This window comes from Paraburkholderia sp. CNPSo 3272 (genome assembly GCF_024206495.1).
GTDB lineage: Bacteria > Pseudomonadota > Gammaproteobacteria > Burkholderiales > Burkholderiaceae > Paraburkholderia.
Genome location: NZ_JAMBPQ010000007.1, coordinates 92,186 through 118,499 on the forward strand (window position 1 = coordinate 92,186; position 26,314 = coordinate 118,499).

General features: G+C 64.9%; 24 protein-coding genes and 1 tRNA gene. 21 read left to right on the forward strand and 4 right to left on the reverse strand.

Translation table 11 applies throughout. The annotated features are described in order from the left end of the window. The first annotated feature begins 64 nt into the window (after nt 1-64). Nucleotides 65-772 (forward strand): outer membrane lipoprotein chaperone LolA, encoded by a 708-nt coding sequence (gene lolA / locus M3I53_RS11425; RefSeq protein ID WP_254316050.1) that lies wholly within the window; start codon nt 65-67, stop codon nt 770-772. A gap of 77 nt (nt 773-849) precedes the next feature. Here lolA and M3I53_RS11430 read toward each other — a convergent pair whose 3' ends face one another. Beyond that, nucleotides 850-1,920, reverse strand: coding sequence for an MBL fold metallo-hydrolase (locus M3I53_RS11430; protein ID WP_254316051.1), 1,071 nt, complete (start codon nt 1,918-1,920; stop codon nt 850-852). Between the two features lie 226 nt (nt 1,921-2,146). Between M3I53_RS11430 and M3I53_RS11435 the strand changes: the two genes are divergently transcribed. From M3I53_RS11435 to bioB, 10 genes are all read left to right on the forward strand, one after another. Further along, entirely contained in the window at nt 2,147-2,590 is a 444-nt protein-coding gene (locus tag M3I53_RS11435) for a MerR family DNA-binding transcriptional regulator (protein WP_254316052.1), read from the forward strand. A 25-nt stretch (nt 2,591-2,615) separates the two neighbouring features. Then, the gene (gene aceK / locus M3I53_RS11440; protein WP_254316208.1) at nt 2,616-4,418 is read left to right on the forward strand and encodes a bifunctional isocitrate dehydrogenase kinase/phosphatase; all 1,803 of its coding nucleotides are present in this window, start codon (nt 2,616-2,618) and stop codon (nt 4,416-4,418) included. A gap of 75 nt (nt 4,419-4,493) precedes the next feature. Beyond that, complete coding sequence (locus M3I53_RS11445) at nt 4,494-5,690, forward strand: acetyl-CoA C-acetyltransferase (protein ID WP_254316053.1); 1,197 nt, start codon at nt 4,494-4,496, stop codon at nt 5,688-5,690. Nucleotides 5,691-5,777: 87 nt separating this feature from the next. Further along, nucleotides 5,778-6,455 (forward strand): SDR family oxidoreductase, encoded by a 678-nt coding sequence (locus M3I53_RS11450; RefSeq protein WP_254316054.1) that lies wholly within the window; start codon nt 5,778-5,780, stop codon nt 6,453-6,455. Between the two features lie 53 nt (nt 6,456-6,508). Next, nucleotides 6,509-6,973 (forward strand): YchJ family protein, encoded by a 465-nt coding sequence (locus M3I53_RS11455; RefSeq protein WP_254316055.1) that lies wholly within the window; start codon nt 6,509-6,511, stop codon nt 6,971-6,973. A gap of 565 nt (nt 6,974-7,538) precedes the next feature. After that, entirely contained in the window at nt 7,539-8,933 is a 1,395-nt protein-coding gene (locus tag M3I53_RS11460; protein ID WP_254316056.1) for a dienelactone hydrolase family protein, read from the forward strand. 418 nt (nt 8,934-9,351) lie between these two features. Continuing rightward, nucleotides 9,352-10,722 (forward strand): adenosylmethionine--8-amino-7-oxononanoate transaminase, encoded by a 1,371-nt coding sequence (gene bioA, locus M3I53_RS11465; RefSeq protein ID WP_254316057.1) that lies wholly within the window; start codon nt 9,352-9,354, stop codon nt 10,720-10,722. Nucleotide 10,723: 1 nt separating this feature from the next. Then, nucleotides 10,724-11,920 carry an 8-amino-7-oxononanoate synthase gene (gene bioF, locus M3I53_RS11470; RefSeq protein ID WP_254316058.1) on the forward strand — a complete coding sequence of 399 codons (1,197 nt, stop codon included), beginning with the start codon at nt 10,724-10,726 and terminating at the stop codon, nt 11,918-11,920. Next, nucleotides 11,917-12,630 (forward strand): dethiobiotin synthase, encoded by a 714-nt coding sequence (gene bioD, locus M3I53_RS11475; protein ID WP_254316059.1) that lies wholly within the window; start codon nt 11,917-11,919, stop codon nt 12,628-12,630. Before bioF ends, bioD begins: the two co-directional genes overlap by 4 nt. Before the next feature lie 69 nt (nt 12,631-12,699). Further along, nucleotides 12,700-13,785 carry a biotin synthase BioB gene (bioB, locus tag M3I53_RS11480; RefSeq protein ID WP_254316060.1) on the forward strand — a complete coding sequence of 362 codons (1,086 nt, stop codon included), beginning with the start codon at nt 12,700-12,702 and terminating at the stop codon, nt 13,783-13,785. A 79-nt stretch (nt 13,786-13,864) separates the two neighbouring features. On the opposite strand, the gene cytX is transcribed toward bioB, so the two are convergent. Next, entirely contained in the window at nt 13,865-15,181 is a 1,317-nt protein-coding gene (cytX, locus tag M3I53_RS11485) for a putative hydroxymethylpyrimidine transporter CytX (protein WP_254316061.1), read from the reverse strand. 226 nt (nt 15,182-15,407) lie between these two features. Between cytX and M3I53_RS11490 the strand changes: the two genes are divergently transcribed. The 7 genes from M3I53_RS11490 to M3I53_RS11515 all read left to right on the forward strand — a co-directional run bounded on the left by M3I53_RS11490 (nt 15,408) and on the right by M3I53_RS11515 (nt 22,026). Then, a complete protein-coding gene (locus M3I53_RS11490; protein WP_254316062.1) occupies nt 15,408-16,739 on the forward strand; it encodes a replication-associated recombination protein A in 1,332 nt (443 codons plus the stop codon). Nucleotides 16,740-16,836: 97 nt separating this feature from the next. Further along, on the forward strand, nt 16,837-18,129 hold the full coding sequence (gene serS, locus M3I53_RS11495) for a serine--tRNA ligase (RefSeq protein WP_254316063.1): 1,293 nt from the start codon (nt 16,837-16,839) through the stop codon (nt 18,127-18,129). Between the two features lie 146 nt (nt 18,130-18,275). Next, nucleotides 18,276-18,366 (forward strand) — tRNA-Ser (locus M3I53_RS11500). A gap of 167 nt (nt 18,367-18,533) precedes the next feature. Continuing rightward, complete coding sequence (locus tag M3I53_RS38605; protein WP_375542501.1) at nt 18,534-19,013, forward strand: DUF927 domain-containing protein; 480 nt, start codon at nt 18,534-18,536, stop codon at nt 19,011-19,013. After that, on the forward strand, nt 18,919-19,482 hold the full coding sequence (locus M3I53_RS11505; protein WP_375542507.1) for a DUF927 domain-containing protein: 564 nt from the start codon (nt 18,919-18,921) through the stop codon (nt 19,480-19,482). The genes M3I53_RS38605 and M3I53_RS11505 overlap by 95 nt, the downstream gene beginning before the upstream one ends. Nucleotides 19,483-19,738: 256 nt before the next feature. After that, on the forward strand, nt 19,739-20,200 hold the full coding sequence (locus M3I53_RS11510; RefSeq protein WP_254316065.1) for a DUF3304 domain-containing protein: 462 nt from the start codon (nt 19,739-19,741) through the stop codon (nt 20,198-20,200). A 23-nt stretch (nt 20,201-20,223) separates the two neighbouring features. Beyond that, the gene (locus M3I53_RS11515; RefSeq protein ID WP_254316066.1) at nt 20,224-22,026 is read left to right on the forward strand and encodes a DUF2235 domain-containing protein; all 1,803 of its coding nucleotides are present in this window, start codon (nt 20,224-20,226) and stop codon (nt 22,024-22,026) included. Here the strand turns inward: M3I53_RS11515 and M3I53_RS38445 are convergent. Both M3I53_RS38445 and M3I53_RS11530 read right to left on the reverse strand, forming a co-directional pair. Then, nucleotides 21,939-22,409 (reverse strand): Arm DNA-binding domain-containing protein, encoded by a 471-nt coding sequence (locus M3I53_RS38445; protein WP_309249518.1) that lies wholly within the window; start codon nt 22,407-22,409, stop codon nt 21,939-21,941. The genes M3I53_RS11515 and M3I53_RS38445 overlap by 88 nt on opposite strands. A 286-nt stretch (nt 22,410-22,695) precedes the next feature. Next, on the reverse strand, nt 22,696-23,493 hold the full coding sequence (locus M3I53_RS11530) for a glycosyltransferase family 2 protein (protein ID WP_254316067.1): 798 nt from the start codon (nt 23,491-23,493) through the stop codon (nt 22,696-22,698). 220 nt (nt 23,494-23,713) lie between these two features. Between M3I53_RS11530 and map the strand changes: the two genes are divergently transcribed. From map to minC, 3 genes are all read left to right on the forward strand, one after another. Beyond that, complete coding sequence (map, locus tag M3I53_RS11535) at nt 23,714-24,499, forward strand: type I methionyl aminopeptidase (protein ID WP_254316068.1); 786 nt, start codon at nt 23,714-23,716, stop codon at nt 24,497-24,499. Nucleotides 24,500-24,641: 142 nt separating this feature from the next. Then, nucleotides 24,642-25,178, forward strand: a complete 537-nt coding sequence (locus M3I53_RS11540) for a GNAT family N-acetyltransferase (protein ID WP_254316069.1) — start codon at nt 24,642-24,644, stop codon at nt 25,176-25,178. A 232-nt stretch (nt 25,179-25,410) separates the two neighbouring features. Further along, nucleotides 25,411-26,289 (forward strand): septum site-determining protein MinC, encoded by an 879-nt coding sequence (gene minC / locus M3I53_RS11545; protein WP_254316070.1) that lies wholly within the window; start codon nt 25,411-25,413, stop codon nt 26,287-26,289. Nucleotides 26,290-26,314: the final 25 nt, after the last annotated feature.

A 26,314-nucleotide genomic window follows, 5' to 3' on the forward strand; every position in this document is an offset into this window, starting at 1 on the left:
GCAACGGCCTGACAACGGCTGCGGCAACCCGACGGCCAAAGACACACCTCTTGGAGAACGATAGATGCAGTATCCGGCTGGACTTCCGACCCGCCTTGCGCGCACCGCGCGCCGCGCGCTCTTTCTTGCGCTTGGCGCGTCGGTCCTGATGGTCTCGCAGGCGTATGCGAGCGGCACCGATCAACTGAAGCAGTTCGTCTCGCAGGTGCACTCCGCGCGCGGCAGCTTTGTTCAGCGCGAACTCAAGGCGCCCTCGGGCGCGAAGAACGCCAGCGACGCCATCGCCACGGCCACGATGAACGCCAAGACCTCCAGCGGCACGTTCGTGTTCGCGCGGCCCGGCAAGTTCATCTGGTCGTACGAGAAGCCGTATCAGCAACTGCTGCAGTCGGACGGCGACAACCTCTACGTCTACGACAAGGACCTGAACCAGGTGACCGAGCGCAAGCTCGGCGGCGCGCTCGGCGCGAGCCCGGCGGCGATCCTGTTCGGCAGCAACGATCTCGACAAGAATTTCACGCTCTCCGACGCGGGCGTGAAGAACGGCATCGACTGGCTCGAGCTGATTCCGAAGTCGAAGGACACGCAGTTCAAGAGCGTGGGCATCGGCTTTCGCGACGGCAACCTCGAAGCCATGGAACTGCACGACGTGTTCGGCAACGTGACGCTGCTCACGTTCTCCAACATCGAGAAGAATCCGTCACTGCCGGCTTCGACCTTCAAGTTCGTGCGGCCGCCGGGCGCCGATTTGATCACGGGCGGCTCGAACTGAGGCCGTCCACCTCGCGCTCCATGTAAAAAACGGGCGGCTCTTGCGGGCCGCCCGTTTTCTTTGGGCGTAATGGCTTGTCAGGCCGTGAAGCGGATCACGCCGTCCGCGCCGGTCGTGCGCGTGAGCTTGCCGTCGAGCCACAGCAGGTTCAGGTGCGCGAGCGCCTCGCCCATCGCGAAAGTCATCTGGTGGATGTCGAGCTCGCGCTTGAACATCATCGGCACGATGTCGGCGGCGCTTTGTGGCGCTCGCCCGCACGCTTCGATCACTTCGGCGAGACGCGCGTCATGGTGCGCGCGCAACTGCGCGATGCGCGTGCGCACGCCGCGAAACGGCTTGCCGTGCGAGGGGAGCACGAGCGTGTTCTCGGGCAGCGTTTCGTAGCGGCCGAGCGATGCCAGGTAGAGGCCGAGCGGATTGCCTTCCGGCTCCATGTCGAACACGGAGACGTTGGTCGAGATGCGCGGCAGCACCATGTCGCCGGAGATCAGCACGCCGGTTTCCTCGCAGAACAGCGCGCAATGCTCGGGCGAGTGGCCGTAGCCCGTGATGACGCGCCAGTCGCGCCCGCCGATCGCCACCGTATCGGCTTCGCGCAGGCGGCGGTACTGCGTGGGCAGCGCGGGCACGAGGCTGCCGTAGTAGCCGCGGCGATTGCGCAGCTTGTCGAGGGACGCTTCGTCCGTGAGTCCGTGCCGCGCGAAATGGCGCGCGGCGCCTTCTCCGCCCGCGTTCGAGCCGTCGCCGGCCGCCATCACGCGGGCCTGCATGTATTCGCCGAGCGTAGTCCACAGGCGCACGTCCCAGCGCGCCTTGTCCCCGCCCGCGCAAATCCAGTGCGCAAGGCCGATATGGTCGGGGTGACAATGCGTGACGAGTACGCGCAGCACCGGCAGGCCTTCCAGCTGGTTCTCGAACACGGCTTCCCAGCGGGCCTTGATGGTGTCGTTGGTGATGCCGCAGTCCACCACGGTCCAGCCTTGCTGGCCGTCGATCTCGTCGCGCAGCAGCCAGAGGTTGATGTGGTCGAGCGCAAACGGCAGCGGCATGCGCAGCCATTTCATGCCGGGCGCGACATCGAAGGCGAGGCCGGGCTCCGGCAGGGTGTCGGCGTAGGGATAGTCGAGCTGGTGTTCGAGGGCGTTCATTGGGGTGTCTTCTCCTGTCGACCAAAGTTAGCGCTTACTCTGGTCCCACGTAAAACGGTCGACCGGAGGCAGCGCTTGCGCCCACTCCGGCCCCATGCAAAGCGCGTCTTGCGCGTCGCTCCTGCCGGTTGCGTAACCGCGTACTTGACGATAACGTAAACGTCGATTCTATCGTCCCTCGCGCTGTCGTGCAGACAACAGCCGGGCCAGCCGCCTTTCGCACACCATGACGACCCAGTACACGATTACCGAACTCGCCCGGGAATTCGACGTAACGCCACGCGCGATCCGCTTCTACGAGGACCAGGGCCTGCTCGCGCCGAGCCGCGAAGGCGCGGGTGGCCTGAAGCGCGTCTTTTCGGGGCGCGATCGCACGCGGCTGAAGCTGACGCTGCGCGGCAAGCGCCTCGGCTTCACGCTCTCGGAGATCCGCACGCTGCTCGACCTCTACGACTCGCCGACCGACACGCTCCCGCAACTCCAGGCGTTCCTCGACACCGTGGTGCATCACCGCGAGATACTCGAGCGCCAGCGCGCGGACCTCGACGCGACGCTCGAGGATCTCGCGCAGTACGAGGCACAGGCGCGCGCGCTGCTCGACAGGAATGCGGCGCACGAGAGCGCAGCGCACGAAAGCGGCGCTCGCGCCGCCGCTCGCGCGAAACCCTGACGCTCGCGCAACGGGCATGGCCGCCATGAAACACTTCCCGAAACTGCTCTCTTCGCAGATCGGCTTCGATGTCGCGCAGACCATGCTCGACGGCTTCAACCGTCACTACCACAACTTCTGCGATGCGGCGGCGAGGGCGCGGACGTTCTTCGAGGCCGCCGACTGGCGCGCCCTGCAGCAGCTCGCGCGCGAGCGCATCGCCTCCTACGACGATCGTGTAAAGGAGTGCGTGGTCGCGCTCGAAGACGAATACGGCGCCGAGAGCATCGACGACGAAGTCTGGCAGCAGATCAAGCTGCACTACATCGGCCTGCTGACGACGCACCGGCAGCCCGAATGCGCGGAGACGTTCTTCAACTCCGTGTGCTGCAAGATCCTGCATCGCTCGTACTTCAACAACGATTTCATCTTCGTGCGGCCCGCCATCTCGACCGAATACATCGAGAACGACGAGCCCGCCGCGAAGCCCACCTATCGCGCGTACTATCCGGGCAAGGACGGCGTCGCGGCGACGCTCGAGCGCATCGTCACGAACTTCCAGCTACAGACGCCGTTCGAGGACCTCGGGCGCGACGTCGGCTGCATCATGCAGACGATGCTCGACACCTTCGGTGTGGTCGAGCCGAAGCCTGACTTCCAGATTCACGTGCTGTCGTCGCTGTTTTTCCGGCATAAAGGCGCGTATATCGTCGGGCGCATCATCAACGGCGATCTGCTCGCGCCGTTCGTCGTGCCGATCCGTCATGTGGAGTCGGGCAGGCTGGCACTGGACACGGTGCTGCTGCGCACGCAACAGCTGCTCATCCTCTTCAGCTTCTCGCACTCGTATTTTCTGGTGGACATGGAAGTGCCGTCCGCCTATGTCGAGTTCCTGCGCACCATCATGCCGCGCAAGGCCAAGGGCGAAATCTACACGTCGCTCGGCTTGCAGAAGCAGGGCAAGAACCTGTTCTATCGCGACCTGCTGCACCACCTTTCGCATTCGAGCGACCGGTTCATCGTCGCGCCCGGCATCCGCGGCATGGTGATGATCGTGTTCACGCTGCCTTCGTATCCGTACGTGTTCAAGGTCATCAAGGACAGCTTTCCCGCGCCGAAAGAGACCACGCGCGAGCAGGTCGAAGCGAAGTATCAGCTCGTGAAGCGCCACGACCGGCTCGGGCGCCTTGCCGACACGCTCGAATATTCGAGCGTGGCGCTGCCCGTCGCGCGGCTCGACGAGGCGCTCGTGCGCGAGCTGGAGACGCTTGCGCCCTCGATGCTCGAGTACGAGGGCGACAACCTCGTGATCCGTCACGTCTACATCGAGCGGCGCATGGTGCCGCTCAATCTGTATCTGCAGAACGGCAGCGACGCCGAAGTCGAGCACGGCATACGCGAATACGGCAACGCGATCAAGGACCTGCTGCGCGCGAACATCTTTCCTGGCGACATGCTCTACAAGAATTTCGGCGTGACGCGCAACGGCCGCGTGGTGTTTTACGACTACGACGAGATCGAATATCTCACCGACTGCAACGTGCGCGCCGTGCCGCCGCCGCGTCATGAGGAGGACGAACTATTGGGCGAGCCATGGTACGCAGTCGGCCCGCGCGACATCTTTCCGCAGACGTACGGCACATTTTTGCTCGGCGATCCGCGCGTGAAGCGCGCATTTCTCGCCCATCACGCGGACTTCTTCGAGCCCGGGCTCTGGCAGGAGAGCCGCGCGAGGCTCATCGCGGGCGAAGTGCCGGACTGCTTTCCCTACGACGCCTCGATTCGTTTCAGCGTGTGTTACCCGGAACGTTTCGCGCGTGAAGACGCGCCGGCCGTGCGCGTTGCCTGAGCGCGCGGCCAACAGGTTGAAACGGAATCAAGCGGATTCAAGCTTGTTCAAACAGATTCATCAAGGAGCACAAACATGAGTGAGACGCAAAAGCAGGACGCCATCGTGATCGTTGCGGCGGCGCGCACGCCGATGGCAGGTTTTCAGGGTGATTTCGCGGCGCTCACCGCGCCGCAGCTTGGCGCGGCTGCGATCGCGGCGGCCGTCGAGCGCGCGGGGTTGAAGCCCGAGCAGATCGACGAGGTCGTGATGGGCTGCGTGCTGCCCGCGGGGCAGGGCCAGGCGCCCGCGCGCCAGGCGGCGCTCGGCGCGGGGCTGCCGCTCGCAGCGGGCGCCACGACCGTCAACAAGATGTGCGGCTCGGGCATGCGTGCGGCGATGTTCGCGCACGACATGCTGCTGGCGGGTTCGGCCGATGTGATCGTCGCGGGCGGCATGGAGAGCATGTCGAACGCGCCTTATCTGCTGCCGAAGGCGCGCGCGGGCATGCGCATGGGCCATGGCCAGGTACTCGACCACATGTTCCTCGACGGCCTCGAAGACGCCTATGACAAGGGTCGCCTGATGGGCACGTTCGCGGAAGAATGCGCGGGCGAGTACGACTTCTCGCGCGAGCGCCAGGATGCGTTCGCGATCGAGTCGCTCAAGCGCGCGAAACGCGCCAACGAGGACGGCTCGTTCGCATGGGAGATCGCGCCGGTGAAGGTGGCCTCGCGCGCGGGCGAAACGACGATCGAGCGCGACGAGCAGCCGTTCAAGGCCAATCTCGACAAGATCCCGACGCTCAAGCCCGCGTTCAGCAAGACCGGCACGGTGACGGCGGCGAATTCGTCGTCGATTTCGGACGGCGCGGCGGCGCTCGTGATGATGCGCGAATCGACCGCGAAGCAGCTCGGCCTCAAGCCGCTCGCACGCGTGACGGGCCATTCGACCTTTGCGCAGCAGCCCGCGAAGTTCACGACGGCGCCGGTGGGCGCGATCAAAAAGCTGTTCGAGAAGACCGGCTGGACGGCCGACGACGTCGATCTCTACGAGATCAACGAGGCCTTTGCCGTGGTGACGATGGCCGCGATGAAGGACCACGATCTGCCGCACGAGAAGGTCAACGTGAACGGCGGCGCGTGTGCGCTCGGTCACCCGATCGGCGCTTCGGGCGCGCGCATTCTCGTGACGCTGATCGGCGCGTTGCGCGCACGCGGCGGCAAACGCGGCGTGGCGGCGCTGTGCATCGGCGGCGGAGAAGCCACGGCGATGGGCGTCGAACTGCTGTAGGCTAAGCCAGAAGAAGCGCGCCGCCTTTGAGAGCGGGCAGGCGGCGCGCTGCAGCGGTTTCAATGCACAGACAAGCAAGGTGACGAGATGAAGACAGCGTTGATCGTGGGCGCGTCGCGGGGCCTGGGTTTCGAGTTCGCGCGGCAGTATGCGAAGGCCGGCTGGCGCGTGCTGGCCACGGCGCGCGGGCCCGAAGCGCTCGAAGCGTTGCGTGCAATCGGCGCGCAGACATTCCAGCTCGACATCGCGCGGCCCGAGGAAATCGCTGCGCTCGGCTGGAAGCTCGACGGCGAACGGCTCGATGTGGCGCTCGTCGTCTGCGGCGTCTACGGTCCGCGCACCGAGGGGGTGGAGACCATCACGGCCGACGACTTCGAATACGTGATGAACACCAACGTGCGCGGCCCGATGCAACTGATCCCCGTCCTGTTGCCGCTTGTCGACGACGCCCACGGCGTGCTCGGCGTCCTATCGAGCCGCATGGGCAGCATTGCGGAGACCACGGGCACGACGGGTTGGCTGTATCGCGCGAGCAAGGCCGCGCTCAACGACGTGCTGAAGATCACCTCGCTGCAAACGCGCCGAGCCACCTGCGTCGCGCTGCATCCGGGCTGGGTGCGCACCGACATGGGTGGCGCGCACGCGGCGATCGACCCGGCGGTGAGCGTCGCAGGCATGCGCGAGGTGGTGGCAGAAGCGGCCGCCGCGCGTGACGTCTTCAATGGCCGCTTCTTCCAGTACGACGGCACCGAGCTCGACTGGTAAAGCGGCGCCCGTCTGCGCTACGCTTGCGGCCTCTCGCAACTCGGCCCTGACCCATGAACTCTGAAACCGCGCGCGTCGTCTCGCCTGCCGTCCGGGCCGCCGATTGTCCCTGCGGCGGCGCCGCGCCCAACCAGAAAGCGCCCGCGAGGGCGCCGCGTTACGCGCAGTGCTGTGGCCGCTTCATCGACGACGCGGCAATTCCCGCCACGGCGCTCGAACTGATGCGCTCGCGCTACACGGCCTACGTGCTGGGCGAGAAGGCGTATTTGCGCTCGACCTGGGCGCCTGAAACCTGCCCCGCCGATCTCGATGTCGATCCCTCAGCCGAAGGCGCGCCGCGCTGGCTAGGCCTTGCCGTGAAGCGTCATGAACAACACGACGACGCGCACGCGATCGTCGAATTCGTCGCGCGCTACAAAACGGGCGGCCGCGCATTCCGGCTGCACGAAACGAGCCGTTTCTCGCGCGGCGAGGACGGCCGCTGGCGTTATGTTGACGGCGACGTTTCGTCTGGCTAACGAATTGCTGACTGCCGAGCAAAGATTGTCGCAGCGAAATTCCGCCCCGGTTCGCAGCAAGCGCCGGAAATAACGCCTTTGCAAACAAGCGCTTACTGAATAATCGCGCGGCTGTTGCCGCCGCGCGACGTTCCGTACCCGGACCTCTTTAAAAATTTGCACGTTCGTTGCGAAGCGGACGCCGTGCGTGCGCCATGTCTCATGGGGGCTGCAGGCTCTTGGCATGCCTTATGCCGGGTTACCCCTGAATTGCACAACAAATATTTGTCGTGCGAGTATCTAATCACAGTGCCCGGCGCAATACGTAAGTGCATAGTGAAAAAGCCTTTTCGCATGCACATGTGTCGAATGCAGACGGGTGCTGGCGGCGGGTCTGATCGACGATAGAACTGCGCCGCGCAGGTGTTCCGATCGATGTAATTCCCCGTTACGGGTCACGCCTTCGCTCCTGCCTTCGCGGCCAGGCGCCACGGTGTCTCGTTGTGCCTGAAACGGGTGAAGTGCGGGTCAAGGTCGGACGGTTGTCGGATACACAGCAGCAGGTCTTTTGCAGGTGGTGTAGCGCATGGCGTTCAGGAAGCTCCTTACCGGATGGGTCGTAGCCGGCACCGCGTGTGTGCTTTCGGTTGCTCACGCAGCGTCGCTTTCCGATCCGGCAAGTGCGAGCGCGAACCCGCAGCTCGCTGCCAACGCCCCCGCCACGCATTCCGGCAACGCTCCCCAATCCGGCCTCGCAGGCGGTCCCCTCGGCAGCGCCAACGTGCCGCGCATTGCGCTCGACGACGCGTATCTGCCCGTCGTGCCCGCCAGCATGAACGAGCAGGTGATCCGCGTTCCCGTCGACGCATCGGGTGACGTCACGCTCGAAACCACGATTTACCGCCCGAACGGCCCCGGCCCGTTCCCGATGGTGATCTTCAACCACGGCAAGATTCCCGGCGACCCGCACCTCCAGGCTCGCAGCGACCCGCTCTCGTTCGCGCGCGAATTCGTGCGCCGCGGCTACGTCGTCGTCGCACCGAACCGCCAGGGCTTCGCGGAGTCGGGCGGCTCGTATCAGCAGGACGGTTGCGATGTCGCGAGCAACGGCCTCGGCCAGGCGGCCGATGTCGCATCGACCATCGCGTACATGTCGAAGCAGCCCTATGTGGACGCGAGCCAGATCATCGTCGCGGGCACCTCGCACGGCGGCCTTGCCACCATGGCCTATGGCACCGAGGCGGCCAACGGCGTGCGCGCACTGATCAACTTCTCGGGCGGCCTGCGCCAGGACGCCTGCACGGGCTGGCAGAGCAACCTGACCCAGGCGTTCGGCGACTACGGTGGCAAGGCCCGCGTGGCCTCGCTGTGGCTCTACGGCGACAACGACTCGGTCTGGTCGCCCGATCTCGTCGCGAAGATGTTCGCCGCTTACCGCGACGCGCAAACGGGTGACGATCGCCCGGCTGCGACGGCGAAGCTCGTGGACTTCGGCGCCTACAAGAACGACGCGCACCGCCTCGTTGGCGATCGCGACGGCGTGAAGATCTGGTGGCCCACGGTCGAGGCGTTCCTCGCCAACCGCGGCCTGCCGACCGCGGTGCAGTACCGCGTGGCCGCGCCGGTCGCGCCGCGCGGCACCGGCTTCGCGCAGATCGATTCGGTCGGCTCGGTGCCGTTCGTCGATCAGGCGGGCCGCGACGGTTATCGCAACTTCCTCAAGCAGTATCCGAGCCGCGCCTTCGCGGTGTCCGACTCCGGCGCGTGGTCATGGGCCGAAGGCGGCGACAACCCGATGGCCGTGGCGATCTCGAACTGTGAAAAGCACAGCGCCGATCCTTGCCGCCTCTATGCCGTCAACAACACGGTGGTCTGGAACAACGGCGGCACGCAGACCGCCCAGACCGACGAGAGCGACACCACGCGCGCCACGGCGGACAACCCCGCCAACGACAGCGACCACCCGCTGGCGAGCCGCTAAGGCGCGTTGCCCGGCGAGTTGCCGGGCGCACACTCTCCATCGCATCGGAAGCTTGCGGCCCCAAAGCGGGCCGCTTTGCTTTTGCGCGGGCCATTTACTCGCAGGCAAACCCCGTTGTATCGCCCCTGGCGTCTCCTTTGGGAGCGTCGCCGCGCTCGCCACTCGTCGCCAAAAATATCCGCCGCGCAGTCCCGCGTTCTGCAATCTCGCACCGCCGCGCAGATTTTTTTGCATAAGGCGGCTTCACTTTGCCGTCGTCATCTCCGGGCATTTCCAGTCTTTCGTTTCCATCGGTCGGGAGTTGTCACGAACGGCTAGAAACGCCGCGTCGCCGTGCGTTGGAAGGCGATTTTGGGGGTAGTGCATTGCGGCGGCTAACACGTTAATCTCGGTCCCGCTGTCGTATCGGGAGTCGTATTTGAATTCGCAATCTCACGTTGCCCGCGAAGATCGCGCCGGGACCGACTGGGTCGCTCGCAGCCTGCGCGCCGTGTGGCACCCCTGCACCCAGATGAAACATCACGAGCGCCTGCCGCTCGTGGCCGTCGCACGCGGCGAAGGCCCGTGGCTGCATGACCGCGACGGACGCCGTTATCTGGACGCGATCAGTTCGTGGTGGGTGAACCTCTTCGGCCACGCCAATGCCTCGATCAATGCCGCGCTCAAGGCGCAGCTCGACACGCTCGAGCACGTCATGCTCGCGGGCTGTACGCACGAGCCCGCCGTTGAGCTTGCCGAGCGGCTGTCGGCGCGCACGGACGGCGTGCTCGGTCACGCGTTCTTCGCTTCCGATGGCGCCTCTGCCGTCGAAATCGCGCTCAAGATGAGCTTTCATGCGTGGCGCAACCGCGGCGAGAGCGGCAAGTGCGAATTCGTCTGCGTGGCCAACAGCTATCACGGCGAGACCATCGGCGCGCTCGGCGTGACCGATGTGAAGCTCTTCAGGGATGCTTACGATCCGCTGCTGCATCACGCGCATGTGGTCGCTTCGCCCGACGCGCGCACGGCGCAACCCGGCGAAACGGCGGCGGCTGTCGCGGCCCGCGCGCTGGCCGATGTCGAGCGTCTTTTCATTGAACGCGAAGGGCGGATCGCCGCGCTGATCGTCGAGCCGCTCGTGCAGTGCGCCGCCGGCATGGCGATGCACGATCCCGCGTATCTCAAGGGCCTTCGCGCGCTGTGCGACGGCCATCGCGTCCACCTGATCGCCGATGAAATCGCCGTGGGCTGCGGGCGCACCGGCACGTTCTTCGCGTGCGAGCAGGCGGGCATCTGGCCCGATCTGCTCACGCTTTCGAAGGGCATCAGCGGCGGCTATCTGCCGCTTTCGATCGTGCTGTCGCGCGACGCGATCTACGAGTCGTTCTACGACGACGACACGACGCGCGGCTTCCTCCATTCGCATTCGTACACGGGCAATCCGCTCGCGTGCCGCGCGGCGCTCGCCACGCTCGACCTGTTCGAGCGCGATGACGTGCTGGTTGCGAACGCGCGCAAATCGGCGCAACTGCGCGATTTATTCGAGCCGTTCGCTGCGCATCCGCTCGTGCGCAACCTGCGCCAGTGCGGCACGATTCTCGCGTTCGACGTCGCGCTCGAAGACGCGCAGCGCGCGGCGACGTTTTCGCGCCGCTTCTTTGAAAACGCACTGCAGCGCGAACTGCTGCTGCGCCCGATCGGCACGACGGTCTACGTCATGCCGCCGTATATTCTGGACCACGAAATGCAGGCGTTCCTCGCTACACGCACGCGCGAGACTTTCGACGCCACCGTCGCGGAGGACCTCTGACATGGCATTGCTCGATACCCTCGAACAGGGCTTGCGCGATATCGACGCGCGCGGCCTGCACCGCCGCCGCCGCACCGCCGAAACGCCTTGCAGCGCGCATATGAAGGTGGACGGCCGCGCGACTATCGGTTTTGCCAGCAACGACTATCTCGGCCTCGCCGCGCACCCGCAACTCGTCGCGGCCATCGCTGAAGGCGCGCAGCGTTACGGCGCGGGCAGCGGCGGCTCGCATCTGCTGGGCGGGCACTCGCGTGCGCACGCCCAACTCGAAGACGATCTCGCGGCATTCGCGGGCACCTTCGTCGATGCGCCGCGCGCGCTGTACTTCAGCACCGGCTATATGGCGAACCTGGCCGTGCTCACCGCGCTCGCGGGGCGCGGCACGACGATCTTTTCCGATTCGCTCAACCACGCCTCGCTGATCGACGGCGCGCGGCTCTCGCGCGCCGACATCGAGATCTATCCGCATGCCGACATGGCGGCGCTCGCCGCGATGCTCGAAGCCTGTGACGCGAGCGCAAAAGTGATCGTGAGTGACACGGTGTTCAGCATGGACGGTGATGTCGCGCCGCTCGCGCGTCTCGTCGAACTGGCGCAACAGCATGGCGCGTGGCTCCTGGTCGACGACGCACACGGCTTCGGCGTCCTTGGCCCGCAAGGCCGCGGCGCACTCGCGCAAGCCGCGCTGCACTCGGAACATCTAGTGATGGTCGGCACGCTCGGGAAGGCGGCGGGCGTGTCGGGCGCGTTCATTTGCGCGCATGGCACCGTGATCGAATGGCTCGTGCAGCGCGCGCGGCCGTACATCTTCACCACGGCTTCCTCGCCGGCGGTTGCACATGCGGTGTCCGCGAGCCTGCGGTTGATCGAAGGCGAGGAGGGCGATGCGCGCCGCGCGCATCTCAAGCATCTGATCGCGCGCACGCGTGCGCTGCTGGGCGAGACCTGCTGGCAACCCGTCGATTCGCATACCGCCGTGCAGCCGCTCGTCATCGGCGCGAACGAGGCGACGCTCGCGCTGCAGGCCGCGCTGGAGCGCGACGGCCTGTGGGTGCCCGCCATTCGTCCGCCCACCGTGCCCGAGGGCACGTCGCGCCTGCGCATTTCGCTCTCCGCTGCGCATTCGGATGCCGACCTCGACCAACTGAACGCATCGCTGCAACGCGCGAGCCTCGAAGCACGGGAGCTCGTGCAATGACGGTTTCGCTTTTCGTCACCGGCACCGATACCGAGATAGGCAAGACGTTCGTGAGCGCGGCGCTCCTGCGCGGCTTCGCCCACGCGGGGCTGCGCGCCACGGCGCTCAAGCCGATCGCCGCGGGCGCTTACGAGCGCGACGGCGTCTGGCACAACGAGGACGCCGATCAGCTCGACGCCGCCGCGAGCGTGCTGCTGCCGCCCGAGATCCGCACGCCGTTCCTGCTCAAGGAGCCCGCCGCGCCGCACATCGCCGCCGCGCTCGAAGGCGTGACGCTCGACATGGCGCGCATCGTCGATTGCTACGAGGCGGCCCGCGAGCGCGCGGACGCCATCGTCGTGGAAGGCGTGGGCGGTTTTCGCGTGCCCCTCACGGCGACCGAAGACACCGCCGATCTCGCCGTCGCGCTCGGTCTGCCCGTCGTGCTCGTCGTGGGCATGCGCCTGGGCTGCATCAGCCACGCGCTGCTCACTGCCGAAGCGATTGCCGCGCGCGGATTGAAGCTCGCGGGCTGGGTCGCGAACCGTATCGACCCGGCCATGACGTTCCCCGAAGAAAACATCGCCGCGCTGCGCGAGCGCCTTGCCGCCCAGTACGGCGCGCCGCTCGTCGGCGTCGTGCCGCACATGCGCGGTGCGAGCGCCGACGACGCAGCCGGACATCTGAACATCGACGCGTTGCTCGCGCGCCTGCGAGCCGTCGCTCAATGAACAGTCAAGCACAGCCAAGCACAGTCAAGCACAGTCAAGCACAGTCACGTAAAGAAGGACCCCGACACCATGACGCAAACCCACATCGACATCACCTCGCTGAAAGCCACCGCGCCGAGCGCCCAGGCTGCAGCCGAAGCCGCCGCGCGCTGGAAAGTCGCCGACGTTGCCGAGCTCTACGAGCTGCCGTTCAACGATCTGATGTTCCGCGCACAGCAGGTGCATCGCGAGCATTTCGATGCGAACGCCGTGCAGCTTTCCACGCTCCTCTCGATCAAGACCGGCGGCTGCGAGGAAGACTGCGCGTACTGCCCGCAATCGGCGCATCACGACACGGAACTGGAAGCCGGCAAGCTGATGGAAGTCGACGCCGTGCTGGACGCGGCGCGCGCCGCCAAGGCCAACGGCGCGACGCGCTTTTGCATGGGCGCGGCGTGGCGCAACCCGAAGGATCGCCACCTCGAGCCGATCAAGGACATGATCCGCGGCGTGAAGGCGATGGGTCTGGAAACCTGCGTGACGCTCGGCATGCTCGAAGATCACCAGGCGAAGGCGCTGGCCGACGCGGGCCTCGACTACTACAACCATAACCTCGATACGTCGCCGGAGTTCTACGGCAAGATCATTTCGACGCGCACCTACGAGGATCGCCTCGAGACGCTCGAGCGCGTGCGCGACGCGGGCATCAACGTGTGCTGCGGCGGCATCGTCGGCATGGGCGAATCGCGCCGCGAGCGCGCAGGCCTGATCGCCCAGCTCGCGAACATGGAGCCGTATCCGGAGTCGGTGCCCATCAACAATCTCGTGCAGGTCACGGGCACGCCGCTCGAAGGTACCGAACCGATCGACCCGTTCGAATTCGTGCGCACGATCGCCGTGGCGCGCATCACGATGCCCAAGGCGATGGTGCGCCTCTCGGCGGGCCGCGAGCAGATGGACGACGCGCTCCAGGCACTGTGCTTCATGGCGGGCGCGAACTCGATTTTCTACGGCGACCAGCTGCTCACCACGAGCAACCCGCAGGCGGAAGCCGACCGCAGGCTGCTGCAGCGTCTGGGCATCACGGCGCAGGCCGCGCAGCATCTGCCCGCCGACGACCACGCGCATCACGGCCATCACGGTCATTCGCACGGCGGCTGCGGCCACTGCGAGTGACGTTTCGCACGTCGCCAGAAGCAAAAACGCCAGGCTGCGAAGCCTGGCGTTTTTTATTGCCCAGCGGAAGGACGGCGCGTTACGCGTAAGCCGCGCGCCGGCGCCCAGCGAGCACGAGATAGCACAGCGCGCCGATCACGAGCGAAGGCAGCGTGGCGCCGAGGTTCGGCAGCCACTGGTTGAGCGCCTGATACGCGGCGAAACCGACCACCCACGCGACGAACGCGCTCACGTGCCAGCCGCCCGAATAGCCATAGGCGCCGTTCAGATCGGCGAGCGCCTGCGTGTCGATGCGGCGGCGGCGCACGATGAAGTGATCGGCGAGCACCACGCCGAAGAGCGGCGCGAACACCGAGCCGATGAAGAGCAGGAAGTTCTCGTACTTCGCCATCGGCACGACGAGACCGATCAGCGTGCACAGCGCGCCGAACGCTGCCGAGAGCCACGGCACGCTGGCGCGCGTCCAGAACGTGCCGGTCGAGACCGCGGCCGAGTGGATATCGGCGAAGGCGTTGTCGATTTCGTCGATCAGCACGAGCAGCAGCGCGAAGCCGCCGCCGGCCTGCGCGAGCGCCGTGGTGAGGAGCGCGTCGCCGCCGCCCGCGGCGAGGCCGTAGATGGCGCCGAGCGCATAGAACCACAGGTTCGCGATGCCATAGCCGAACAGCGTGCCGCGGAAGGTTTCGCCCGCTTTGCGGCCAAAACGCGTGTAGTCGGCGATGAGCGGCAGCCACGAGAGCGGCATCGCCACTACGAGGTCGATGGCGCTGCCAAACGGCATTTCGCCCGTGCCGGGGCGGCGCATCAGCGCGCCCAGGTCCTGCTTCACGAGCAGGCTCCACGTGAGCCAGGCCGCGCCCGCAAGCAGCAGCCAGATGCCCCACGTACGCAGGAAGCGCCGCACGAACGAGAGCGGGCCGCTCACGGCGAGCAGCGTGGCGAGCACGCCGAAGATCACGGTCCAGACGAGCGGCATCGACAGGCCGAAGGCTTGCCTGGCGAGCGCATCGGCGGAATCGCGCATCACGATGATCTCGAACGAGCCCCAGCCAACGAGTTGCACCATGTTGATGACGGCCGGCACCGACACGCCACGCACGCCGAGAGTCGGGCGCAGCGACGACATGGCGGCGAGGCCCGTGTCCGTGCCGATCACGCCCGCGAGCGCGAGCAGCACGACGCCGATTACGCTGCCGATGACGATGGCCAGGAGCGCATGGGGCAGCGAGAGGCCCGGCACGAGCAGCGCGCCTGCCTGCGCGACGAGCAGGCCGATGCCGAGCGAAAACCATAGCGCGAAGGCGTCGCCGGTGCGGAACTGGCGGCGCGCGTCGGGCACGGGCACGTTCGGCGCGTAGGCGGAGCCGGCGTCGCCGGCGTGCGAATCTTGAGTCATGTGGAACGCTTTCCTCTGTATCGTCTGTTTTGTGTGTTTTGTCCGGCTGCGTCGGCTCGAGCGGCTCCGCCCGCGCTTCGCGCCGCGGCGCACGCTGTCATAATGCACGACTGCATCCGGAGCGGCGGGCCGTTTTGTGGTGTCGGGCGCTGTGTCCCCGAATCTGCCACCGAATTTGCCACACACGTGCGGCCAGCCGGAAAGCCGTCATTATCGCGAAAACGTCATGTTTGAAGAAACCCGTGCCAACGTCCCGCTCGCCGAACGGCTGCGCCCGCGCTCCATCGACGAGGTCATCGGCCAGAAGCATCTGCTCGGGCCCAACAAGCCGCTGCGCGTCGCGTTCGAATCCGGCGAAGCGCATTCGATGATCCTGTGGGGGCCGCCGGGCGTGGGCAAGACCACGCTCGCGCGCCTCATGGCCGATGCCTTTCACGCCGAATTCATCGCGCTCTCGGCGGTGCTCTCGGGTGTGAAGGACATCCGCGAGGCCGTGGAGCAGGCGCAGCTGCATCGCGCGCATGGCCGCCAGACGCTCGTGTTCGTCGACGAGGTCCATCGCTTCAACAAGAGCCAGCAAGACGCCTTCTTGCCGCATGTGGAGTCGGGCCTCTTTGTGTTCGTCGGCGCGACGACGGAAAACCCGTCGTTCGAGGTGAACAGCGCGTTGCTTTCTCGCGCCGCCGTGTATGTGCTCAGGAGCCTCGACGAGGAAGAGCAGGGCGAACTGCTCGAGCGCGCGAGCGTGGAGCTGGGCGGCCTGACCTTCACGGACGAAGCGAAAAAGGCGTTGATCGGCTCCGCCGACGGCGACGGGCGCAAGCTCCTGAACAACCTCGAAATCGTCGCGCGCGCGGCCGCCCAGCAGAAGAAGACCGGGATCGACGGCGAACTGCTCGGCAGCGCGCTGGCGGAAAACCTGCGCCGCTTCGACAAGGGCGGCGACGCGTTCTACGACCAGATCAGCGCGCTGCACAAGTCGGTGCGCGGCAGCAACCCGGACGGTGCGCTCTACTGGTTCTGCCGCATGCTCGACGGCGGCGCGGACCCGCGTTATCTCGCGCGGCGCATCGTGCGCATGGCGTGGGAGGACATCGGCTTGGCCGATCCACGCGCCGGGCGCATCACGCTCGACGCCGCCGAGACCTACGAGCGCCTCGGTTCGCCCGAAGGCGAACTCGCGCTCGCGCAGGCCGTGATCTATCTGGCGGTCGCGCCGAAGTCGAACGCGGGCTACAACGCCTATAACGAGGCGCGGCGCTTCGTCAGCAAGGACCAGTCGCGCGCGGTGCCCATCCATCTGCGCAATGCGCCGACCAAGCTGATGAAGGAGCTGGGCTACGGTCACGAATACCGCTACGCGCACGACGAACCCGACGCCTACGCGGCCGGCGAGACCTATCTGCCCGATGGCATGCGCGAGCCGCGCTGGTATCAGCCCACGCCGCGCGGGCTCGAAGGCAAGATCGGCGAAAAGCTCGCGCGCCTGGCCGAACTCGACGCGCAATGGCGCGATGAACACCGTGAGGAAATCCGCGAGAGGAAGCGCAAGGGCTGAATCGCCACGAACAACGGCGACGCCCGCCGCGCCGGGCTGCCCCGGCCGGTGCGCTAAAATCGTCCCTTCACACAACGAAACTGCGTCTCACAATCCCATGCTCGACATCCAGCTGCTGCGCAAAGACCTCGAAGGCGTCGCGAAGCGCCTCGCCGACCGCGGCTACACCCTCGACGTCGCGGCCTTCTCCGCGCTCGAAGCGGAACGCCGCGCCATCCAGACCCGCACCGAAGAGCTCCAGGCACGTCGCAACAGCCTGTCGAAGCAGATCGGCGCGATGAAAGGCCGCGGCGAGGACACCTCGGCGGTCATGGCCGAAGTGGGCGGCATCGGCGACGAAATGAAGACGTCGGCCGCCAAGCTCGACGAGATCCAGTCGAAGCTCTCGGACCTGCTGCTCGGCGTGCCGAACCTGCCGCACGAGAGCGTGCCCGCGGGCAAGGACGAGGCCGACAACGTGGAAGTGCGCCGCTGGGGCACGCCGCGCGCGTTCGACTTCGAGGTGAAGGATCACGTGGACGTCGGCACGCCGCTGGGTCTGGACTTCGAGACGGGCGCGAAGCTCTCGGGCGCACGCTTCACGATGCTGCGCGGCCAGATCGCGCGCCTGCACCGCGCGCTCGCGCAGTTCATGATCGACACGCACACGCTCCACCACGGCTACACGGAAACGTACACGCCCTACATCGTCAACCCGGAAATCCTGTACGGCACGGGCCAGTTGCCCAAGTTCGCCGACGACATGTTCCGCGTGGAAAAGGGCGGCGGCGAAAACACGGTCACGCAGTACCTCATCTCGACCTCGGAAATCTCGCTCACGAACACGGTGCGCGAGAGCATCGTGGAAGGCAGCGCGCTGCCGATCAAGCTCACGGCGCACTCGCCGTGCTTCCGCTCCGAAGCCGGTTCATATGGCCGCGACACGCGCGGCATGATCCGTCAGCACCAGTTCGACAAGGTCGAGATGGTGCAGATCGTTGCGCCCGAAACGTCCTACGACGCGCTCGAGCAGATGGTCGTCCACGCGGAAACCATCCTGCAGAAACTCGGCCTGCCGTATCGCGTCATCACGCTGTGCACGGGCGACATGGGCTTCTCGGCCACCAAGACCTACGACCTCGAAGTCTGGCTGCCGGCGCAGAACACGTATCGCGAAATTTCGAGCTGCTCGAACACGGAAGCGTTCCAGGCGCGCCGCATGCAGGCGCGCTATCGCAACGCGCAGGGCAAGCCGGAACTCGTGCACACGCTCAACGGTTCGGGCCTCGCCGTGGGCCGCACGCTGGTTGCCGTGCTGGAGAACTATCAGGAAGCCGATGGCTCGGTCGCCGTGCCGGAAGTGCTGCGGCCGTATATGGGCGGCGTGGCGCGTCTCGAAGCAGGCACCTGAGGCGCTGTCTCGCGTGCAGAACGTGTGAATTCCTTGCCCTCGAAACTTTTTCCCATGAGGGCTTGCAAAATTCAAAACATGTTCTATAATCTTCGCTTCTCCGGTTGCCGACCAACGCCGGGGAAGCAGTAAAAAAGCAGTACCCCGGAGAGGTGGCAGAGTGGTCGAATGTACCTGACTCGAAATCAGGCGTACGGTTTCCCCGTACCGTGGGTTCGAATCCCACCCTCTCCGCCAGATTCATAGGCAAAAGCCCCGTCTAGTCAATGACTTACGGGGCTTTCGTTTTTTCTGGCCCCTCACGCAGCGCGGACTGGACCCCGCTGGCGGGGCGCGATGTGATTGTGTGGCCCGACAACGATATGCCCCGGCCAGAAGTACGCCGATGAAGTAGCGGCGCTTTTGTGTACGCTCGGCTGCAAGGTCGAACGGCTCGACGTGTCGGCGCTCGGACTCGGCAAAAGTGGCGATGTTATCGACTGGCTGGCGCAATCGCGTTTCGCCAGTGGACGCGACCGAGGGTCCCCAAGCCGCCGCCAGCATACCAGGCTGACGGCGAAGAAGCCGGCGTTGATAACGGTGACCGCGAGGCAGGCGGTACGCCGCCCGGCTTCGCTGTTCGCGACGACGGTTTGTTCTATGAGGACGACGACGGTGTCGCACACCGTATCTGTTCGCCGCTTCGTGTGACCGCACTGGTGCGCGATGCAAGCTCGGAAAACTGGGGCCGTCTGCTCGAATGGCACGACGCCGAAGGCGTGCCGCATCGGTGGGCCATGCCGCTGGAAACTGCTCGGCGGCGACGGTGCGGACATGCGCGGCGAACTCGCACGCCTGGGTCTCGACATTGCGCCCGGCATGCGCACCCGCCAGCGACTTGCTGAGTACATCACGAAGGCGCGGCCCGAGAAGCGGGCACGCTGCGTCACGCGTACCGGCTGGCATCAACGCGTCTTCGTGCTGCCCGAGCGGACCATCGGCGAATCGCCCGAGCATGTGATTTACCAGGCCGACGTATCGCGGCACAGCTACGCCCAGGCGGGCACGCTCGCCGAATGGCAGGAACATGTTGCGCGTTATTGGTTTGGTAACTCGCGGCTGCTGCTCGCGGTGTCCGCCGCATTCGCGTCAATGCTGGTTCACGTCGCTGGGCAGGAATCTGGCGGCCTGAACTTCGTCGGTGGGTCGAGTCGTGGCAAGACGGCGACCTTGCGCACCGCCGCCAGCGTCTTCGGCGGCCCGGACTATCTGTGTCGCTGGCGCAGTACCGCGAACGGTCTGGAAGCGCTCGCCGCCACGCACAACGATACGTTACTCGTGCTGGATGAACTCGCCCAGGTAGACCAACGATAAAAAACATACGGGCGCGACGGCAGCACTACGAGCACCCCGACCTTACCCCGCCAGCAAATCAATAACCTTCGCCGAAAGCAACCTGACCGCCCTCGCCGGGCTGGCTTTGCCCTCTTTGTCAAACATCGTCACTCAATGCTCCGAATCATGGACATTCTTCAGATGATTTGCTCTACTCGATTGCCTTTGATGCGCCCGCTTCCCGATTAACCGCAGCGGAGCGGCCCACTTCATACAGAACGGCAGTCGAGCACCAATGACGACACCAGGAAAACTTGCCTTTGGACTGGCGTTCGTGCTGAGCGCCTTGCTTTCCGGTTGCCATGCCGGTGACGCCAGCAGCCACCCCGCATCCAGCACCGAGACAATGGGGCTCGGTGTGGTCGGCTACAACCATACCGATCACGATATTGGCGACTTCTCAGTTAACGGCGAGGCCGGTTCATATGTTGGCAAGCACGAAGAGCATGGCGTTGCCTGCTGTGTGTCTCTACCCGCGAAACATACGCCTGGCCTGACGGTGACGGTGACTTGGACGGACGAGGACAACAAGCACCCGCAAAGTCGTGTTGTCGCCGTTCCTCCATACACGCCAGCCGATGGGGGGGAATTTCACGTCCACTTTCTTCGTAACGGAAACATCAAGGTATTTGCCACAGCCATTGTCTTTCTAGGCAACCCCGACTATCCGCTGAAGGGTGACGAAGCCAGGATGTAAATCCAATAACAAGGACAATCCAGATGTCTTACTCAGTCTCCATTCCTGAACCTCTTCCAGCAGATGGTTACCGCAAGCTTTCTCCGCGTGAAATGGCCCGAAGGGCCGCCGCAATGGAATGTATCCACAAGAAGGAAGCGGGCCAATGCCAGGGGCAGATATATGCCACGCTGTTCTTCGACGGCACCGGTAACAACCAGGACTGGACTGAGCCGAAGAAAACTGGCAATCAGCAGGCTCGTAATAAGCACAGCAATGTTGCGCGGCTGTTTAACGCAACGCCACTCGCACGAGCAGAGGGATTTTTTCCCTACTACGTTCCCGGCGTCGGCACGCCGTTCGCTAAGATCGGCGACAACAATCAGAGCGGCGATACACTCGGCCTCGGAGCTGGCTACATGGGGGCCGACCGCATCAACTGGGGCATCACCCAACTTTTCAATGCGGTGCATGAATACGCCACGGATGGCCATGTCCTGGTCACCGAGGATGTGGCCAAGGCTCTCGTGAACTCCATCAGTTCCAACTCAGCCTCAACGTTGGAGCAAACGCTCGCGAACACGGTGGTGGAAAAGCAGCGCCGAGTCGCGGCCTTGCTCCAACTCGAAGAAAGACTTGCGGCGGTGCTGAAAACCACGCAACGCAAGGTGACTTCAATCAACGTCGCGGTATTTGGTTTTTCACGCGGTGCGGCGGAAGCCCGCGCGTTTACGAACTGGCTGAACGATTTACTCAAGCGCGATGACGGCGGTTACTACACGCTGGCGGCCGTACCGTTGCGCCTGTATTTTCTTGGCCTGTTCGATACGGTTGCGTCGGTGGGCGTTCCGAACATGATTCCGGGGGTGAATGGGCATATGGCGTGGGCGGACGGCACACAAACCATCCCGGGAATCGTCGAGCAGTGCGTCCACTTCATTGCACTGCACGAGCAACGCGCCTGCTTTCCGCTGGAAATGGCCTCCAATGTGCGCCAGGTGGCTTACCCCGGTATGCACTCAGACTTGGGGGGCGGTTACTTGCCCACCGAGCAGGGCAAGGCCGGGCAGCTCTCACAGATTCCGCTGAATGACATGTACTACGAGGCGTTCAAGGCGGGGGTGCCGCTGTTGTCTCGCGACGAGATTAATAGCAGGCCCGCCCTGAAGGCCCAGTTCGAGATTCCGGCCGACTTGCTTGCCGCGTATAAGGCGTACTGGCGCGACAACGGCATTGGTCCGGACGGCTCGGGCAAGAATGGCGCACTGAATATGATCCGCCAGCACACGCACCAATATCTGCAATGGCGCAAGGCGTTTCCGTCAAGGCTCGACCTGGACAACCGTCCCTTCTGGAAGCGGGCCGCTGGTGACGACCAGGCTCAATTGTCCGAGGCGCAAAACGACTTGGCCGAGCAGGTGCAGGATATTGGCCCACGCCTGCAATCCACACTGAAAACCGCCGGGACTGCGACGATGCTTGAGGTGCTTTCGCCAGTACTGGCTACACGCTACGCATGGGACCATCGCCCGGTAAGCAGTGAAACGCATGAACTGTTCTCTGTTGTGATCGGGCACGTGGAAGTGCCCGCCGCCGTGCAAAAATTCTTTGATGACTATCTGCACGATTCGCGTGCGGGATTTCGCATTCGGAACAAGATGGAGTTCCATGACCTTACAGGCGGGTATCTGCGCTATCGCAACATCTATCAGAACACCCGCGAGGAGACGGTAGCGGTTGAGCCGCTGGACCCCAACTCCTACGAACAACAAGCCGCACAGATGCAGCAGATGGTCAACATGAAAGGATACGGCGTCAAGGACATGTTCCCACCTGGCGGCTGGTAGCCGGGTATTTGCGGCTCAACGGGCGCAAACATGCGCCGCCCACGCTTCCATGATCGGGCGGCGCTGTTCAAGAAGGTCTGTGCGGTGATAGGCCGCTTCGACCTTGTTCGAAACCGTATGGGCGAGCGCCCGCTCGGCAAGGTCGCGTGCGTAGCCGTTTTCGCTGGCCCAATCTTACCCGCGTCGAGTTGGGTGCGCATCGCAAGCGCCTTGTTGCGTGCGTCCAGTATCGAGACTTCGGGATAAACGCCGAGACCCGCGTCCCGCCTTTTGTGGGTTACCGGGCTGCTAAAGCGCAGTATCCATTTGCTGCACGTCTTGCCGGGAACGAGCATTAATCCCGTTACCTTGCCGTCGAAGACCGGCTTGTCGCCGGGTCGCAATGCTTTTGCCTGTTTGTCTGTTTGTCTGTGAGCGCCATTTCCAGCCTATCAGTTGGCCCCATCACAAAACGCCGGATGGGGTCGCACTAGTGTAGACTGGAACGCACCACCAAAGTACGCGACAACATACTGATATATAAGGGTTTCGCGAACTGCGATGGACTGGCGCTGAATAAAATTCGGCAGTCACCCTCTCCGCCAGATTCAGAAAACCCCTGCACGCTTGACCGCTGCAGGGGTTTTTGCTTTTCTGCTCTTGTTCCGGTGTGCACACCGGAGCGCATTTTCACTTGCGCATGTGGCCGCGCATCTCCAGCGCATGCAGGTAGGTGCCCGAGATCGACGATGCGCCGTGATGCACGATCTTCTCGTCGATGAGCGCCCACACCGACTTGCCCGCCGCGCGCACGCGCCGGCAAAACGACAAATCTTCCGAGAGGTACACGCCTTTCTCGCTGACGGTGTCGAAGAACGCATGGAACTTGCCGTCCGGCAGGTAGCCCGCGTACTGCGCGGGGGGCCGGTAAAGCGCCGTGTGTGCCGCGATCGCCTCCAGCGCGTCGCGCCGCACGAGGAAGATGCCCGTGCCGACATGACTTACTTCGGCCCAGCCGTCCGACACGACGCTGCTGCCCGCTTCATCCGCGAGGATCGCCGTGTTGTAGTCCACGGTCTTTTCCTGCCATTCGCGCAGCGTGAGCCCGACGTCGGCGCTCGTGATCCGCTGTTCCCGGTCGAAAAAGCGGTACGGGCAGGCAATGCCGGCCACGGGCTTGTCGCCGGCGAGCAGGCGCAGAACCGCTTCGCGCGAGAAGTCCATGTCCGTGTCGAGAAAGAGGAGATGGCTGAACTCGCGATGGCTCAAAAAATAATTCGCAAAGAAATTGCGCGCACGGATGATGTGCGACGAGGCCGTGTGGATGTACTCATAGCGGATGTGGCGTTCCTTGAGCGCCTCCATGAGCCGCGCGAGGGCCATGGCGAAGTCGAAATGCACGGCGTTGTCGTAAGTGGGCAGCGCGATCAGGATGTTGAGTGCCGCGTTCGGCGTGGAGGAGATGGGGGCGGGATTGCTTGGGGTCATGATCGAACTGACTGCTCGCGATGTAAGATATTTCTCATTCTTGACGGCGGCTTGTGCTCGAACAATCGGAGATCTCTGAAAATTCCGCGTCCGGCGTCATCGGGATGACATGGATTGCTGCGGGTTACTGCGCTAGCGACGCCGCAGCGCCGGTACAATCGGTCCTTTGAATTTGCGGCCCCGGGGTTCTCTGCCACCGCCGCGCCACTTCGGTCCATCGATGCCTATCACCTACAAGTCTGCCGACGATCTCGCCCGCCTGCGCATTTCGGGCCGGCTCGCCGCCGACGTGCTCGCGATGATCGGCGAGCACGTGAAGCCGGGCGTCTCCACCGACGACCTCGACGCGATCTGCAACGACTACATCGTCAACACGCTCAAGGCCGTGCCGGCCAATGTCGGCTACCTCGGCTTTCCGAAGACGATCTGCACGTCCGTCAATTCCGTGGTCTGCCACGGCATTCCGAGTCGCGGCGAGGTGCTCAAGGACGGCGACATCATCAACATCGACGTGGCCGTGATCAAGGATGGCTATTTCGGGGACACTAGCCGCATGTACTGCGTCGGCACGCCGAGCACGGTTGGCCGCCAGCTGATCGACACGACCTACGAGGCGATGCTCGCGGGCATCCGCCAGGTGAAGCCGGGGGCGACGCTCGGCGACGTCGGCAACGCCATCCAGAAGCGCGCCCAGGCGGACGGCTTCTCGATCGTGCGCGAGTATTGCGGTCACGGCATCGGCAAGGTCTACCACGAGGAACCGCAGGTGCTGCACTACGGCCAGCCGGGGCAGGGCGTGCGCCTGAAGCCGGGCATGGTCTTCACGATCGAGCCGATGGTCAACGCGGGCCGCGCGGGCACGTCGGTGCAGCGCGACGGCTGGACGGTCGTCACGAAGGACCGCTCGCTCTCGGCGCAGTGGGAACACATGGTCGCGGTTACCGACGACGGCTACGAGCTCCTCACGCCCTGGCCGGACGGCACAGGCGCCTACGCGGCCCCGTGAGCGTGCCTGTGCGGCCTCTGGGGCCGGCTGTCAAGGCTCGCGCGCAGGGCGTCGCGTGCCGGCGATTGTCAAATAAGGATTTGACTCTCAAGCCAGTTCGGTTAAAGCTACGCGTTAGCGCTTTATTGGGGTTTACGACTGCATGAGTCCGTCACTGACCGTTCGCCGTATCGCTGCCGATCAGGGTGCCGTGCTCCGCGAGCTTCGAACAGCTTCGCTGCGCGACGCGCCTTATGCATTCGGCGACACGCTCGAAGACGCGCTATCCGCCGATGCCGCCGTTTTCGACGCCGCGGCGGCCCGGCATGCGGTCTCGCACACGGGCACGTCGTTCATTCTCTATACCGAGGGCCATCCGGCCGGTCTGATCGGCGCGAGCTTCGAAAGCGCGCCGGCGCGCCGCGCGTTCGTCTCGGCGCTGTGGGTCGCGCCTGCGGTGCGTCATCTGAGCGGCGGCGAACTGCTGCTGAACAGCGCCATCGACTGGCTCGTGAGCGAAGGCGCCACGCAGGTCTACGCCTGGATCACCGACACGAACGCCACGGCCATGCGCTTCTACGAGCGCCTCGGCTTCGTGGCCACCGGCGATCACGCGCGCAGCCAGCAGCAGCCCGAGCAGTGGGAAACGCTGCTCATGCGCACGCTCGGCGAACACACGAAGTCCGCCTCCTCGCCGTAACGCCGGCGTTCGCGCCGCTGCGCGCGGCGGCGGTCGCGTTTAGCTTCATTGCGTACGACACGCCGAACGGGCAACGTTTGTGCACGTATGGCGTGCTCGCGCTTCGCGCGCTTTTTTTTGCGCCATTTTTGTCAGTGCGTATCTGGCAGCGAATTTGGCCGAATACACCATTAAAAATAATGGCCGTGTGCGCCCGCGCCTGTAAAATACGCAAAATTTTTAGCCGAACGCCATGTCGCCCAAGAAATCGCCATATTTTGAACTGAAGAGCGGTTCAGTCGATACGCTTCTGTTCGTGGTCAAGACGACCGAGCTCGATGCCATGCGCGCCGAACTCACGCGGCGCTTCGAGGCGACGCCCGAATTCTTCGCCAACGACACCGTCGCGATCGACGTGCGGCGTCTCGCCGGCGGCGAGCGGGTCGCGCTCGGCGACATCGCGCGTCTGCTCGAAAGCGTGCGCATGCGTCCGGTAGGCGTGGTAGCGCAGCCTGAACAACACGACTGGGCCGCCGCGGCTGGCCTGCCGCTCCTCGAAGCACGCGACCGCCGCGGCCCGGGCGCGAAGTCTTCCGCCGAAGAAGGCGCCAGCGACGGCGAGGCAGCGAATGCTTCGGCCACCGCTTCTGCGAGCGCTTCGGCCGCGCCGCAAGCCACCGCCGCGCAGCCCGAACTCTTTACCACCGAAACGGACCCGGCCGCCGCCGAAGCGAGCGCCGCGGCCACGGTCAACGCAGCGGCTGCGCTCGACGCCGGCGCATCCGGCGCGCGCGCGGAATCCACGCTCGTGATCGACCGGCCGTTGCGCTCGGGCCAGCGCATCTACGCGAAGGGCGACGTGGTCGTGCTCGGCCTCGTGTCCAACGGCGCGGAAGTGATCGCCGAGGGCAACATCCACATTTACGCGCCGCTGCGCGGCCGCGCGCTCGCGGGCGTGCACGGCAACCACGACGCACGCATTTTCTGCACGAGCCTCGAGGCGGAACTGATTTCGATTGCGGGCATCTACCGTACCACTGAAGTTCCACTCGCCGACGACGTGCGGGGCAAGCCGGCTCAGATCCGGCTCGAGGAAGAAAAGCTGTTGATCGAACCGTTGAGGCTCACCTGAGTCGCAGCTCGAGCGTCGTGCGCAG

Excerpts from the sequence above, each read along its gene's own strand:
- M3I53_RS11460 (WP_254316056.1), top strand. The coding sequence starts at position 7,539 with ATGGCGTTCAGGAAGCTCCTTACCGGATGGGTCGTAGCCGGCACCGCG.
- serS (WP_254316063.1), top strand. The coding sequence starts at position 16,837 with ATGCTCGACATCCAGCTGCTGCGCAAAGACCTCGAAGGCGTCGCGAAG.
- M3I53_RS11490 (WP_254316062.1), top strand. The coding sequence starts at position 15,408 with ATGTTTGAAGAAACCCGTGCCAACGTCCCGCTCGCCGAACGGCTGCGC.
- M3I53_RS11515 (WP_254316066.1), top strand. The coding sequence starts at position 20,224 with ATGTCTTACTCAGTCTCCATTCCTGAACCTCTTCCAGCAGATGGTTAC.
- M3I53_RS11510 (WP_254316065.1), top strand. The coding sequence starts at position 19,739 with ATGACGACACCAGGAAAACTTGCCTTTGGACTGGCGTTCGTGCTGAGC.
- bioF (WP_254316058.1), top strand. The coding sequence starts at position 10,724 with ATGGCATTGCTCGATACCCTCGAACAGGGCTTGCGCGATATCGACGCG.
- cytX (WP_254316061.1), bottom strand. The coding sequence starts at position 15,181 with ATGACTCAAGATTCGCACGCCGGCGACGCCGGCTCCGCCTACGCGCCG.
- M3I53_RS11445 (WP_254316053.1), top strand. The coding sequence starts at position 4,494 with ATGAGTGAGACGCAAAAGCAGGACGCCATCGTGATCGTTGCGGCGGCG.
- M3I53_RS11450 (WP_254316054.1), top strand. The coding sequence starts at position 5,778 with ATGAAGACAGCGTTGATCGTGGGCGCGTCGCGGGGCCTGGGTTTCGAG.
- bioD (WP_254316059.1), top strand. The coding sequence starts at position 11,917 with ATGACGGTTTCGCTTTTCGTCACCGGCACCGATACCGAGATAGGCAAG.
- M3I53_RS11430 (WP_254316051.1), bottom strand. The coding sequence starts at position 1,920 with ATGAACGCCCTCGAACACCAGCTCGACTATCCCTACGCCGACACCCTG.
- lolA (WP_254316050.1), top strand. The coding sequence starts at position 65 with ATGCAGTATCCGGCTGGACTTCCGACCCGCCTTGCGCGCACCGCGCGC.
- M3I53_RS11530 (WP_254316067.1), bottom strand. The coding sequence starts at position 23,493 with ATGACCCCAAGCAATCCCGCCCCCATCTCCTCCACGCCGAACGCGGCA.
- map (WP_254316068.1), top strand. The coding sequence starts at position 23,714 with ATGCCTATCACCTACAAGTCTGCCGACGATCTCGCCCGCCTGCGCATT.
- aceK (WP_254316208.1), top strand. The coding sequence starts at position 2,616 with ATGAAACACTTCCCGAAACTGCTCTCTTCGCAGATCGGCTTCGATGTC.
- M3I53_RS11455 (WP_254316055.1), top strand. The coding sequence starts at position 6,509 with ATGAACTCTGAAACCGCGCGCGTCGTCTCGCCTGCCGTCCGGGCCGCC.
- minC (WP_254316070.1), top strand. The coding sequence starts at position 25,411 with ATGTCGCCCAAGAAATCGCCATATTTTGAACTGAAGAGCGGTTCAGTC.
- bioB (WP_254316060.1), top strand. The coding sequence starts at position 12,700 with ATGACGCAAACCCACATCGACATCACCTCGCTGAAAGCCACCGCGCCG.
- M3I53_RS11435 (WP_254316052.1), top strand. The coding sequence starts at position 2,147 with ATGACGACCCAGTACACGATTACCGAACTCGCCCGGGAATTCGACGTA.
- M3I53_RS11540 (WP_254316069.1), top strand. The coding sequence starts at position 24,642 with ATGAGTCCGTCACTGACCGTTCGCCGTATCGCTGCCGATCAGGGTGCC.